Source organism: Bradyrhizobium sp. UFLA05-108, assembly GCF_059803455.1.
In genome coordinates this window covers 101459-114269 of the sequence record NZ_JBANAZ010000003.1, presented here as the reverse complement: position 1 = coordinate 114269, position 12811 = coordinate 101459, and the positions used below count along the sequence as shown (strand labels likewise).

Here is a 12811-nt window from a genome sequence, read left to right as displayed (position 1 = left end):
CGATGTAAGCGTTCGCGTAACGTTGAGTGTGTGAGGCTGCCATGCCTGAGTTCAGCTCGACACTATCGCCCGTCCTGGATGTTCGGGCCCGCGACCTCCTGAGTACGGAGCAAAGCATACGGCGACATGTGATCGGAGCGCTTCGCGGTCGGCGAACGAGCCTGAAAAGTGCACTGCAGCCACTGATCGACGAACAGACCCAAATGCTGGCCCTGAAGCACGGGCTGGATACTTCAACCATAGACAAGATCCTTCAATCGCAGTGCGCTGTCCTCAATGTGCTGTCCGATCGCTACGATGCGCTCGACGAAGCTGTGCACAAAAGCCAAATCCCCTTTGTCGAATTAGGCAACGACGGTCGCATCATCTACGCGAACGCCGCCTTCGACAGGCTTGCTCCGGACACGTATGGCACCCCCTTCCCCGTCCTCTTTGGAAGCCGCGCTGCTGACATCTGTGCGGCTCTCAAGGCCGAAACAAACACGAGCCTGCGCGTGGACATTCAATCCCGCGGTACCGTTCTTCAGGTCAGGGTGGAGATCGGACCATTACGCGATGAAAGCGGTCAGCAGGGCAACTACGCTCTTTTGCTCGATCAGAGCGCCGAGCGAAGCCGGCTTGACGCTCTACAGGACGGTGTCCTCCGCACAGACCTGAGCGGCAGGATTCGGTTTGCCAACGAGCGCGCCACCCAGATTCTTGGCTTCTCCGAAGCCGACCTCAAGAAGATGCTACTGTCCGAGGCACTCGAGCTCGAAGGGGAAGATGCTGGCGAAAAACAAGCGGAATGGCTCGATGCGCTGACGGGTTTCTCTGATTTCGTCAAACTCCGCACAAGTGACGGGCAATCCAAACCCGCCAGGATCAGTGGAGCGCCCTATCAGGAGGGGCCGAATGGCCGCGCCGGACTCCGGCTGCTCTTTGCCCCGCTCGATGAAGATCTCGCCCGCCAGCAATTGAAGACCATCCTGGTTGACCACGAGGATCCGCAGGAAATCATCGAGGCGACGCTTGCCGCAATCCGCAAAGTCATACCGTTCGAGATGGCCACGTTCGGAATCTATAACGAGGCATGCGATCATTGGCGGGCACACGCGATCGTGCCGCAGCCCCAATGGGAGTGGAGTACGCGCTGGTTCAAAGTCTCGCCCGGCGTGATCGACTGGCTCAAGCAAGGACAGACCTGGGACAACGATCTGCGCTTGTTCGTCGAGCGCCTTAACCCGGACGAGAGGGAGAATCCCGTCAGCAAGGCCATCCTTCGCGACGGGCTCGACAGGATGATCGTGCTGCCGATCCGGGAGGCCGGCGGCCGCTTCCGGAGCGCGTTGTGCCTGCTGAGCCGCACCCACAAATTCACTGCAGCCGATCTGCGAACCTTGCACAATCTCGGCGTCGAGGAAGTCTTGCAGGCCGCGGACGCAGCCATCGAACGCTCCCGCGCCCTCGCTCAGCGACGACTCCGGGACGACCTGAACAAGGCCCTCAGCACCCACGCGATCGCGGAACTCCTGGCCAAGGGAACCATGCATTGCTTTGGCTGGGAATATGTCGGCGTATTCCGGGTCGACCGCGCTCGTTCGTGCTTTGTGTTGTTCGCTGAGCATTGCGAAAATGACCGGGATCTCCTGGTCAGGGAGGCCGGCAGTCGGGAAGAATACACGCAGGGTCTATCCGCAGGCATGCTTGGCCATTGCCTGGCCGAACAGTCGATCCTGGTCGCCCCTGACGTCACCGATTGCGAGCGAAACTACGGCTTCATTCGCACTGCGCCGGATCAAAGGTCGGCGATGACGGTGCCGCTGTTCGTGAACGGCAAGATCGAGATGGTTCTGGATCTTGAATCCTCCGAGTTCAATGCGTTCCTTGGACCCGATCGGGAAGCCGCCCGCGGACTGGCCGCCGATTGCGAGCAGATTTTCGCCGCCCGTTGGCACCAAACGATCGAAAAGCGGCTCATGGATAGAATTGAGCAGGTCGCCATAATCGTAGATGCGGTCGGCGAGATTCGTGATCTGAACCGTGCCGCCGAAGTCATGTTCGGGCAGGTCCGAGGCGCACGGCTCGCTTCATTCGGCGCCCGCGACGAGGATTGCACGGCATTGGCCCAGTCGGGCATCGAGCATCGCATCCGCATCCGTCTGCTCATAGGCGCCGAGCCTCGTGTCGAGGTGGCGACGCTGGCAAACTGCGATCCGCTCCATGACGATTACGGCCATCATCTCTGGCTCTTTACCAACCTCGCCGACCAAAGCCGGGAGAGCGACTTGCACTATCTGGAGGAGACGGTCACCGCCGTCGCCCGTCAGACTCGCGCTCCCCTGCTGATGGCCGACGGCCTGTTACGAAGCGCCAAGAACCGCTTGCGCGAGCCTGAACAGATGCAGGACTGCGCCAGGCTGCTCGACCAGGCTGCGAATCACCTCTTGAAGGCCGATCTCACTTTCGAACGGTTGTCCGACCGTCTGACCGTCCAGCAGACACCACGGGATGCGCCAATCGAGTTCGACGTACTGCAAGCCCTCTACCGGGACATCGACAATCTGCCGCAGGAAGATCGGGAGGCAGTCACCATCATCGACAAGATCGACCTTGCCGCGCGTGTGCTCGTGAAGGGTTGGCCCGAGCGGCTAAGCTTTGCGTTCCGCTCGGCATTGGGCTCCCTGCTCATGCTGCGCGTGACCCTGACCGACAAGCTGACGGTCGAAATCGCGGAGAGTTCGCCGCGTCACGTCTTGATACGCATGCACCTGCCTGAACTTGCTACTCAGGCTCTTGAAAGCCAGGTTGCAGACCCCATCGAGCGCAGTCAAATCCGGGCCCGGGAAATGGCCAGTGTCGCGATTGAGGCAATTGAGATGTCCGTCGGGCAGCACGGCGGCACGTTGACCGAACAACACGGCATGGGATTTGAGATCAGGTTGCCGCTGTGCACCGAGGAGGCCGCGCCATGACCGCCAAGATTGCGATAGCAACTGCTGAACAGGATATGTTCGACACGCTGTCCAGGCTCCTGCACGCGGCAGACATCGCGCGGGATGACGTGCATGCCAAACCCCTGAAGACCGCGGACCAGACAAGCGAATGGATCACCGCCGGCGAACCCGGGCTGCTCGTCCTTGACGCCGAGTTGCCGATAGATCCGCGCGCGCGGCGGGATACGCGCTCGACCCGCGGCGCGCGGAGCGTCTTCGAGGTCGTGCGAGCCCGCGAGCCCCGTACGCCCGTCCTGGTCATCGTTCCGAATTTCGCCGCCGGCGCAGAGCTGGAGGCCGAATGCACGGCGACAGGCAACGCCCTGATGTTGCCGATGGACACGCTCCAGCTGCATCAGCATAGGATTCTGCGTCCGTTCATCGCAATGCTCACCGGACGCCCCGATAACACGAATGCGATCCCAGGGGGCTTTCGCGTGATCGAGACGGAGATCCAAAGCAGCAAGGTCGAATGCCGTCTGGGCGTCGGCGATGGCGCCACCATGCTGCGCTGGAATACGGTCAGCGACCTGGAAGATCTCAAGTCCGTCGCCCAGGATTATGCCCGGGACGAGATGCCGCAAGACTGCGCCGACCCCGCGTACCGGATCGGCACGAGCTTGCCCAGGAGCTGGCTCGACAAAACGCGCGTGGTCGGGACGCGGCTGTTCAAGAGCTTCGTGGTCAAGGCTGTTGGTGAGCAACTGTTCTCGCAGATCGAGAATGCGGCCGGCGGGCTGGAGGGGCTGTCATTTCGGTTCGTGATCAATGATGCGGACTTCTATCCCGCACCGTTTGAAGCAAGCGTTCGTTATCTCCGGACCGAGGAGAACGGGCCATTCGTGCTTCTCCACGCCCCGATCGTCCGACGCATACCACCCGCAGCTCGGCTCAGGGCGCCAGCCGCCCAGACACGTATCCCACGAGGAGCGACGCTGCTGTTCGTTCGCTCGCAGGTCGGAGAACACCCTGCGAAGCAATACGAGCGTGTCACGTACGATGGAAAGCAGTTCGATAAGCTCGGCAACATTGACATTGAGCTGCAATACCTGCGCGCGCTGCGAGAAGCCGACCATTTCGACGTCAAGGAGGTCGACTTGTCCCAGGCACCGCCGGGCAAGGCAGCAACGCATCTACTTGCCCGGATCCACGAGGTGCAGCCGACAATCCTGCATTACGCCGGCCACGCCTGGAGCGACGGCCAAAAGAGCGCGACCCTCATCCTGCCCGGCGAGAAACCAGAGGAAGCGATGGGGCTGAAGCTCGACAAGTTGGCTGCACATCACGGCCTTTCGGCCACCAGGCTCGTCTATCTTTCGGCGTGCCGCGGCATCTCCAAGGGCAGCGTGCAACAATTGGTCATGAATGGGATTCCCTATGCCCTGGGTTTCCGCTGGAATGTCGAGGATGACCGCGCGCCGGACTTCGCGAGGGCCTTTTACAACGAGCTGTGCATGACCCAATCCGTCTGCCTTGCCTTCCGCAGGGCCTGCCGCACCTCTTGGGAAGGGCTGAGCCATGACGAGGAGAGTCCGATCTGGATCTCGCCCATTTTGCTCGCCCAGTCGACGGACTGGGCAATGAGGTCCTAATTCGCGGATGGGGAGTTAGCCATGACGCTCTGGACCACGCTGAGGGACACCGTCGATCACTGGTCCAGCCGGGGGCTCGAGCGTCCATTCGTCGGCTATGTCGGATCCGCCAGTGGCAGCAGCGCAATTGCGACGGGCAAGGCATTCGTCCCAGAGGCGAGCTATTTCGGCGTCCGCATGGTCGAGATGAACTTGCGGGAGGGCGGAAAATTCTTCAATTCGTTTCTTCCGCTCGGGGTCGTGCTCACAGAGTTCAGCTTCGGCAGTGAACGCCAGCGCCGACCCACGATCCTGAGTAACGACGAGATCGCTGCCCAGCTCAAGGCCGCAGGTGCCACCCCGGGCTATATCGAATTCAAGAACATTTATGCCGTCAGGCGGGCTCCGATGAAGCAGGATAACCTTTCCCTCTTCGTGGGACTGTTTCGCCTGCCCTTCCACGACATCGCCCAACAGGTCTTGCAACTCGCCGCGGACTTGACTTCGCAGACCGGGCTCGTTCCGGGCGCAACCGAAGGCTTGAAAGTGGCGGAAAAGGTCTATGACCGTATCGCCGGCCTGTTCGGGCTGAACATCGTCACACCGCTGTTTTCTTATGCCGATGGGAACACGCTCGGTCAAAGCGGTTATCTGCTGGTCGCAGGATCCACTCTGGACGACGCCACGGCAAGCCGCCTGACGGTGACGGACAACAGACTTCTTCTGGACGGCCGGCGCATCTCCGGACTTGACTACTGCCTCCTCGCCATCGAGCACACGGCCACCCTCCTGCCCGACGGGCCTGACTCGATCAATCCGCTGACGCAGCTCGGCTTTCATCAGCGTTGGCGAGATGTCGCACTCAACACCATGAAACGGGATTTTGAGAAGGCCGAAGAGCAAATGCTGAACCTGCGAGCCGATGTGATCACCTCACCCGAATTGGCCGAGAACGATCGCATCGTCGCTATTGGTGCCTACGAAACCAGCTTCGACAAGCTCAAGGAGCGGATGACGCCAAAGGACACACATCGTGGGGCGCGGGTCCCCCTGCTGCTCGGACTCAAGGAGACGGCGAACGGAGCGCCGGCCGTGACAGAAGTCTTGGGAGGCGTTCGGCAGCGCTTGCTCGCGGGGGTGAAGAATGCGCCCGAGGACCCGGACAAGCTCTTCGCACTGGAAGCCTCCGAGCTCAAGAAGACGCTCGACCAGGTGCCGACGATTGACGCGAACGCAGCCACCACGCTCGCTCGTGCGTTCGACCGAGCGGCGACACAGCGTGGCCCCAACTAATCTAAAGCGCGATGAGATTAGGATGACTCGTCATCGCACTTTAGGTGTTGTTTGAGCGTGATCTCCGCGCAAACGCGTTCCGCGTTTATCGCGAGGGAACACCGCTCCACACTTTTCCGATATCATCCTCTAAACATCGCGCCCGTCGCTGGCGCATCAGGCTTCATTCCCGCTTGAAGCGCGTTGCGCTTTCGGTCCCCTCCAAGAGACTTCCGGCTTGCAATCAAGCGCAACAGTCGGCGGTGCAATAGCTGCGGATCATATGGCGGGGGCAGCGGTCCATTCTCGCAAAGCGACGTTGCCACATTGGCTGCGCGTTTGGGCGTACCGATCAGGATCAGCGTAAGATGCGGCGCGTTGTTTCGGATCCAGTTCGCGATACCGAAGCCATCGCCGGCGAGCTCTACATTGCTCACAACGACTTCGGGAGTGAACGTGTCAGCCTCGATGAGCGCAATGGCTTCTTCCGCCGATCTGGCTTCCAGCACGCGATAACCACATCCGCGCAGGAACTCGGCGAGCGACATGCGCATCAGCACGTCATCTTCGGCGAGCAAGACGGTCCGCGTCTTCGTGTCTGGTCCTACGTCCATGCCGGCTAACCGGCGCAGCGCTGGAGTGTTCCTAGCCGTTCAGCAGGGATTTGACGCCTCTGATCACGTGGCCGACATCCCACGGCTTGGCGAAGAATTCATCGCAGAGAGCATCTTCCGGAGGTCGCTCCGAAGACGTAAGGGCGATCTTGAGATCGGGATGCGTGGTTCTAACAGCTTTCGCCAAACCAACGCCGTCCATCGAACCCGGCATGCGAACATCGCTCAGCAAGAGCGCCACGGCTATTCCCGACCCCAGGATTTCTAGGGCTTCGTCCGCATCGCCGCACTCGATGACGACCAACTCCGCGCCTCGCAGAACATCCGCGATCATTGAGCGGACCAGGACATCGTCGTCCACCACAAGTACCGGACGCTTCATGGAGCTGTCTGCGACCGGTTCCAGCATCCCGCCTGTGTTCACTTTCGCATCTGCCTCAGTAAGCTCGCATGAACCAAGTCGATCCCGACGACGAAGGTTCCGAGGCGCATCGGTAACTCCCTCGTGCAATAGCCATAGAATGGTCGAGTCGCCTTTAACTGGGTTAAGGGCAGCGTCCGCCACGCCAGTGGACCAACCGCAGGCCGCCCTCTGTCGGATTGAGGGTCATGGCTTCTTGTGATCTCTGCCTTTGGCCAACCACTCCAGCAACTCCAGCGCTGTATCGATTTGCTCGAGCTGACGCTCGGCTTGCTGGCGTGACACTTCCGACGCGCCACTCTCGAGCTGCTTGAGCAACTGTTGCCTTCGAGCAAGCAGATTTGTCACGGCTGACATGATCGGCAACCAGGGCCGACCTCCGACGTTCCTACGCCCGCGTGACAGCACCCGAGCCGATCGGTGCTGCCGCCCATCTGTGACGACAAGATCCAAGATGCCGGTGGCTCTGAAATTGGCGCCCTTCAAGCGAGCGCGTTCGGTCGGCCACGTGCAAGCAACGTCAGCTACTGTTCGGACTGTGGGAGATCGTCGAACACCTCGATCAGACGAAAGCGCTCGCACATCAGCATCATGTCCTCTTGGAATCGTCCGAGCCGGCCGAAATAAGTACGATGGGCACAAGCCCAATAGGCCAGGCTCCGATCGCCTTCCCCTTCATCGTAGGCAAAAGCGGCGTCGACTTCATGGAAGCGCCGATACGTGACCTCGGTGGTTTCGATGACACAGCGCGGTTCTCCGCGTCCGTCGAGCACGACCCAACGCTCACCGGGCGTCGAGGTGTTCGGCTCGTCTTCGGTGCTGCAAGTTGCGGTCTTGATGCCCTTGATGACCAGTTCGAGCAATGCATCGGCGAGCGCAGGACTGTCGCCGAACGCAAACGTCCGAAGGTGCCGATACCGTTCTGGGACTGTCTTGCTCATGGTCATCTCAACTGGCAATTTTGGAACGCTGTTTGCGCCCGTTCATTGCCACTCATGTTGCGCGCCGATGAAATGAAGATGAAAGCCGACCAATGCGAGGAGATGGCCAGCAGGGCCTCCGATCGCCTGACGGCGTACACTCTCCGGGAGTTGGCTGACCAATGGCGGACCATGGCCGTCCAGCTTGACGCGCTGGAGGGCGCCTCGGTCTATCGGGCGATACGGAACCGCCGGAGCGAATGAGGTGTGGCTCCCTGATCGCGCCAACCAAGGTGCGCCGTTGGCCATCCCGCTTTAGCACCCCAACCGATCGGCGATCCCGCCAAAGTCCTTGGCGACGATGTCCCACTTGCCGGTGGCTTCAAAGTCGACCTTTTGATGGGGGCCGTATTCGGTCGGCCGTGCCACGAACGCGGTCTTGAGGCCATTCTCCTGCGCAGCCGCAAGATCGCCGTTGTGGGCGGCGACCATCATCACCTCCTCCGGCTTGAGGCCGAGGAGGCGCGCGGCGCCGAGATAGGTTTCGGGATCGGGCTTGTAGTGCTCGAACAGCTCGGCGGACATCACGAGGTCCCAGGGCAGGCCAGCGAACTTCGCCATGTTGGTGAGCAGCGCGACGTTGCCGTTCGAAAGCGGCGAGATCACGAATTTTGTCTTGAGCCGCGTCAGGCCGGCGACGCTGTCGGGCCAGGGGTGGAGGCGATGCCAGCCCTTGGTGAGGTAATCGAGATCGGCTTCGTTAAGGCCCTTGATCGCGAACTTCTCGACCAGCTTCTCCAGCGAGCGGCGATGCAAGTCGTCGAGGATGACATAGCCGCGCTCGGGGTGCTTGCGCACGTCGTCCATCGAGGCGACGTACATCCCCCGCCATCCATCGACCAGCGCGGTCCAGTCGGCAGTGACGCCGCGGCCCTTGGCCCACCACATGAAGTCGGTGATCAGGCTGGTGCGCCAGTCGACGACCGTGCCGAACACGTCGAAGACGAGGGCTTTGACGGCGGAGAGATCGGACATGTGCGCTTCCCTCCTCGCTCTCATTCCGGGCTCGCGACTGCGTCGCGCCCCGGAATGACGGCAGTTGTTGTTGCCTTGCTCAGTCCAGATGGAACTTCTCGAGCTGCCGGTGCTCGGCCTTGATGTAGCGCACGGTGCCGGTGACCGAGCGCATCACGACGGTCTCGGTCTCGATCACGCCGTCCTTGCGGAACTTGACGCCCGAGAGCAGCGAGCCGGTGGTGACGCCGGTGGCGGCGAACAGGCAGTCGCCGCGCGCCATGTCCTCGATGCCGTAGATCATCTTGGGATCGTTGACGCCCATCTTGGCGGCGCGCTCGCGCTTCTCGTCGGAGTCAAGGATCAGGCGGCACTGCATCTGGCCGCCGATGCAGCGCAGCGCCACGGCGGCGAGCACGCCTTCCGGCGCGCCGCCAGTGCCGAGATACATGTCGACGCCGGTATTATCGGGGTCGGCGCAGTGGATCACGCCGGCGACGTCGCCGTCCGTGATGAGGCGCACGGCAGCGCCGGTCGAGCGCACACCCTGGATGATGTCGGCGTGGCGCGGACGATCGAGCACGAGGACGGTGATGCCTTCCGGCTTGACGCCCTTGGCCTTGGCGAGACGACGGACGTTATCGGCCGGCGAGGCATCGAGCTCGACGACGCCCTTGTCGTAGCCGGGACCGATCGCGAGCTTCTGCATGTAGACGTCGGGCGCGTGCAGGAGCGTGCCGCCATCGGCCATCGCCATGGTGGCGATCGAACCCGGCATGTTCTTGGCGCACAGTGTGGTGCCCTCGAGCGGGTCGACCGCGATGTCGACCTGGGGGCCAGCCTTGAGGCCGACCTGCTCGCCGATATAGAGCATCGGAGCCTCGTCGCGCTCGCCCTCGCCGATCACGATGGTGCCCTGGATCGGCAGCTTGTTGAGCTCGCGCCGCATCGCGTCGACCGCGGCCTGGTCGGCCTGCTTCTCGTTGCCGTGGCCGCGCAATCGCGCCGAGGACACCGCCGCCCGTTCCGTCACCCGCACGATCTCCAGCGTGAGAATGCGCTCGAGCAAGGCATGCGGGGGGACTTCAATATGGGTCGACATTGGCTCACTCCTTCAAAACCTAGCCCAAGCGGACATCTGTCCGCATCAATTCGTGACGCGTCGGTTCGGTTCGAACCGCTCTTTGTTTGAGCATGATCTTATCGGAAAACCGCTGCACGCTTTGCGCTAATGCGGCCATCCGGGTCCGGATCATGCTCTAGTTCTTCTCGATCCGGATCACCTGCGGCCGTCCGCTAATCACCTTGTCGTGCTGAACAGCGGCAAGCGCGCGGCGGACGGCGTCCTCATGGGTCGCATAGGTGATCAGGATGACGGGCACGGGCACAGCCTTGCCGCCGGTCTGCGCGGGGCCGCCATTGGGATGGCGCTGCACGATGGATTCGATCGAGATCTTCTGCTCGGCGAGCCTCGTGGCGATCGCAGCCGCAGTGCCCGGGAAATCACGCGCCAGCAGGCGGATGTAATAGCCGCCCTCGTGCCGCTCCATCGGCGCCTTGCTGGTATCCTGCAATTGCGCGACCGGCCGGCCGAACGGATTGGCGCGAATGCCGCGCGCTACGTCGGCGATGTCGGCGACCACGGCAGAGGCCGTCGCGGCACCGCCCGCACCGGGGCCGACCAACGTGATCGGCGGAATGCCCTCGCCATCTATCGTGACCGCATTGGTGACGCCCATCACCTGCGCAATCGAGGACGACTTTGGAACCATGGTCGGATGCACGCGCTGCTCGATGCCCTTGGCAGTGCGAACGGCAACGCCGAGCAGCTTGACGCGGTAACCGAGATCGGCGGCCGCGCGAAGATCTTCCGGAGCGATCGAGGAGATGCCTTCGACATACACCGCGCTTTGAGCAACTTTCGTGCCGAAGGCGAGGCTCGCCAGGATCGCGAGCTTCTGCGCGGTATCGTGGCCGTCGACGTCGAAGGATGGATTGGCCTCAGCATAGCCGAGCCGCTGCGCATCCTTCAGGCATTCGGCGAACGACAGGCCCTCCTGCTCCATCCGTGTCAGGATGTAGTTGCAGGTGCCGTTGAGGATGCCGTAGACGCGGTTGATACCGGTTCCGGCGAGACCTTCACGCAACGTTTTGATGACGGGAATCGCGGCGCCGACGGCTGCCTCGAAATTCAGCGCACCGCCGTGCTTTTCGGCGGCTTTCGCCAGCTTGATGCCGTGCTTGGCAAGGAGCGCCTTGTTGGCGGTGACGACGGACTTCCCGGCGCTCAGCGCCGCCTCGACCGCAGAGAGCGCGGGGTCGCTTGCACCGCCCATCAGCTCGACGAAGCAGTCGATACCAGGATGGGTAGCGAGCGCGAGCGGATCCTTGGCCCATTCGACGCCGCGCAGATCGATGCCGCGCTTCTTCGCCTTGGAGCGCGCGGTGACGGCGACGACGCGAATGCCACGGCCGCTGCGGCCCGCGAGCACGCGGGCCTGGGTTTCAATCAAGCGGACAACTTCGGCGCCCACAGTGCCGAGCCCCGCGATACCCACTTTCAGGGGTGCGACCATAATGCTTCGAAAACCTGCCGGAAGGAATTAACGCCGATTGGCGAGCGGAACCACGTTGTGCAACGTTTCGATGCCGCTTTCAAGGAAGCGGCGCAGGCCGCGCGCGGCCTGCCTGATCCGTTGCTCGTTTTCCACCATGGCGATGCGGACATATCCTTCACCATGCTCGCCGAAGCCGACGCCGGGCGATACCACCACGCCGGATTTCTCGACCATCAGGGTCGCGAACTCCATGCTGCCGACGCTGCGGAAGGCTTCCGGCAGCGGCGCCCATGCGAACATCGACGCGTCCGGCGGCGGGATCTCCCAGCCCGCGCGGCCGAACGACTCCACCAGCGCGTCGCGGCGCTTGCGATAGGTGTCGCGCATCTCCTTGATGCAATCATCGGGGCCGTTCAGCGCCGCGGTCGCGGCAACCTGAACCGGCGTGAACGCGCCGTAATCGAGATAGGACTTCACGCGGGCAAGCGCTGCGATGACGCGCTCGTTGCCGACCGCAAAGCCCATGCGCCAGCCGGCCATCGAATAGGTCTTCGACATCGAGGTGAACTCGACGGTGACGTCCATCGCGCCGGGCACCTGGAGCACGGAGGGCGGCGGGTTGTTCTCGTCGAAATAGACCTCGGCGTAAGCGAGATCGGACAGAATCAGGATCTCATGCTTCTTCGCGAAGGCGACGAGGTCCTTGTAGAAGTCGAGGCTCGCGACATAGGCCGTCGGGTTCGAAGGATAGCAGACGACGAGTGCGAGCGGCTTCGGGATCGAGTGGACGATGGCCCGCTCGACCGCTTCGAAGAACTGCGGGGTCGGCTCCGACGGCACCGAGCGGATGACACCGCCCGCCATCAAAAAGCCGAAGGCGTGAATCGGATAGCTCGGATTGGGACAGAGGATGACGTCGCCCGGCGCGGTGATCGCCTGCGCGACGTTGGCGAAGCCCTCCTTCGAACCCAGCGTCGCGACGATCTGGGTGTCCGGATTGAGCTTCACACCGAAGCGGCGGGCGTAATAGCCCGCCTGCGCCTTGCGCAAGCCGGGGATGCCGCGCGAGGCGGAGTAGCGATCGGTGCGCGGCTTGCCGAGGGTCTCCTTGAGCTTCTCCAGCACATGCGGCGGGGCCGGCAGGTCCGGGTTGCCCATGCCGAGGTCGATGATGTCGGCGCCGGCGTTCCGCGCGGCCGCCTTGGCCCGGTTGACCTGTTCGAATACGTAAGGCGGCAGACGGCGGATACGGTAAAATTCTTCCATGGGTTCCAGGCTCCGAGCAACCGGCCAGGGCAGAATCGGGCGGCCTCGACACTACAATCGAGAGGATACCGGACCCTGCCTGAAAATCGCTCCAAATCAAATGCTTAGAACAAGATCCTTAAGGCAGGGACTGAACTCCCTCACCCTGACTTTCGGCTGAATGAGGTCTTTTAGCACGGAGACGCGGACGCGCCAGCGAT

Annotated in this window: 11 protein-coding genes; 3 read left to right on the top strand and 8 right to left on the bottom strand. The window is 62.3% G+C overall.

What is annotated here, in order from left to right; all coding sequences use genetic code 11:
• Positions 1–41: 41 nt before the first annotated feature.
• From SO140_RS03070 to SO140_RS03060, 3 genes are read left to right on the top strand one after another with little or no spacing between them, the layout of a single operon-like run.
• Complete coding sequence (locus SO140_RS03070) at positions 42–2954, top strand: PAS domain S-box protein (protein ID WP_449380836.1); 2913 nt, start codon at positions 42–44, stop codon at positions 2952–2954.
• The gene (locus tag SO140_RS03065; protein ID WP_449380835.1) at positions 2951–4567 is read left to right on the top strand and encodes a CHAT domain-containing protein; all 1617 of its coding nucleotides are present in this window, start codon (positions 2951–2953) and stop codon (positions 4565–4567) included. The genes SO140_RS03070 and SO140_RS03065 overlap by 4 nt, the downstream gene beginning before the upstream one ends.
• Positions 4568–4588: 21 nt before the next feature.
• Positions 4589–5839, top strand: coding sequence for a hypothetical protein (locus SO140_RS03060; RefSeq protein ID WP_449380834.1), 1251 nt, complete (start codon positions 4589–4591; stop codon positions 5837–5839).
• A gap of 122 nt (positions 5840–5961) precedes the next feature.
• On the opposite strand, the gene SO140_RS03055 is transcribed toward SO140_RS03060, so the two are convergent.
• From SO140_RS03055 to SO140_RS03020, 8 genes are all read right to left on the bottom strand, one after another.
• Positions 5962–6396, bottom strand: a complete 435-nt coding sequence (locus tag SO140_RS03055) for a response regulator (RefSeq protein ID WP_498542309.1) — start codon at positions 6394–6396, stop codon at positions 5962–5964.
• A gap of 67 nt (positions 6397–6463) precedes the next feature.
• Positions 6464–6841 carry a response regulator gene (locus SO140_RS03050; RefSeq protein WP_498542308.1) on the bottom strand — a complete coding sequence of 126 codons (378 nt, stop codon included), beginning with the start codon at positions 6839–6841 and terminating at the stop codon, positions 6464–6466.
• Between the two features lie 198 nt (positions 6842–7039).
• Entirely contained in the window at positions 7040–7210 is a 171-nt protein-coding gene (locus SO140_RS03045) for a hypothetical protein (RefSeq protein WP_449380831.1), read from the bottom strand.
• A gap of 167 nt (positions 7211–7377) precedes the next feature.
• Positions 7378–7794, bottom strand: coding sequence for an ASCH domain-containing protein (locus SO140_RS03040; RefSeq protein ID WP_449380830.1), 417 nt, complete (start codon positions 7792–7794; stop codon positions 7378–7380).
• Between the two features lie 294 nt (positions 7795–8088).
• A complete protein-coding gene (locus SO140_RS03035; RefSeq protein WP_449380829.1) occupies positions 8089–8808 on the bottom strand; it encodes a haloacid dehalogenase type II in 720 nt (239 codons plus the stop codon).
• 79 nt (positions 8809–8887) lie between these two features.
• Positions 8888–9889 (bottom strand): class II fructose-bisphosphatase, encoded by a 1002-nt coding sequence (gene glpX / locus SO140_RS03030; protein ID WP_449380828.1) that lies wholly within the window; start codon positions 9887–9889, stop codon positions 8888–8890.
• Between the two features lie 157 nt (positions 9890–10046).
• Entirely contained in the window at positions 10047–11363 is a 1317-nt protein-coding gene (locus SO140_RS03025; RefSeq protein WP_449380827.1) for a homoserine dehydrogenase, read from the bottom strand.
• Positions 11364–11390: 27 nt separating this feature from the next.
• A complete protein-coding gene (locus SO140_RS03020) occupies positions 11391–12611 on the bottom strand; it encodes an LL-diaminopimelate aminotransferase (protein WP_449380826.1) in 1221 nt (406 codons plus the stop codon).
• Positions 12612–12811 lie beyond the last annotated feature (200 nt).

Excerpts from the sequence above, each read along its gene's own strand:
- SO140_RS03060 (WP_449380834.1), top strand. The coding sequence starts at position 4,589 with ATGACGCTCTGGACCACGCTGAGGGACACCGTCGATCACTGGTCCAGC.
- SO140_RS03050 (WP_498542308.1), bottom strand. The coding sequence starts at position 6,841 with ATGCTGGAACCGGTCGCAGACAGCTCCATGAAGCGTCCGGTACTTGTG.
- SO140_RS03025 (WP_449380827.1), bottom strand. The coding sequence starts at position 11,363 with ATGGTCGCACCCCTGAAAGTGGGTATCGCGGGGCTCGGCACTGTGGGC.
- SO140_RS03020 (WP_449380826.1), bottom strand. The coding sequence starts at position 12,611 with ATGGAAGAATTTTACCGTATCCGCCGTCTGCCGCCTTACGTATTCGAA.
- SO140_RS03070 (WP_449380836.1), top strand. The coding sequence starts at position 42 with ATGCCTGAGTTCAGCTCGACACTATCGCCCGTCCTGGATGTTCGGGCC.
- SO140_RS03040 (WP_449380830.1), bottom strand. The coding sequence starts at position 7,794 with ATGAGCAAGACAGTCCCAGAACGGTATCGGCACCTTCGGACGTTTGCG.
- SO140_RS03035 (WP_449380829.1), bottom strand. The coding sequence starts at position 8,808 with ATGTCCGATCTCTCCGCCGTCAAAGCCCTCGTCTTCGACGTGTTCGGC.
- glpX (WP_449380828.1), bottom strand. The coding sequence starts at position 9,889 with ATGTCGACCCATATTGAAGTCCCCCCGCATGCCTTGCTCGAGCGCATT.
- SO140_RS03045 (WP_449380831.1), bottom strand. The coding sequence starts at position 7,210 with ATGTCAGCCGTGACAAATCTGCTTGCTCGAAGGCAACAGTTGCTCAAG.
- SO140_RS03065 (WP_449380835.1), top strand. The coding sequence starts at position 2,951 with ATGACCGCCAAGATTGCGATAGCAACTGCTGAACAGGATATGTTCGAC.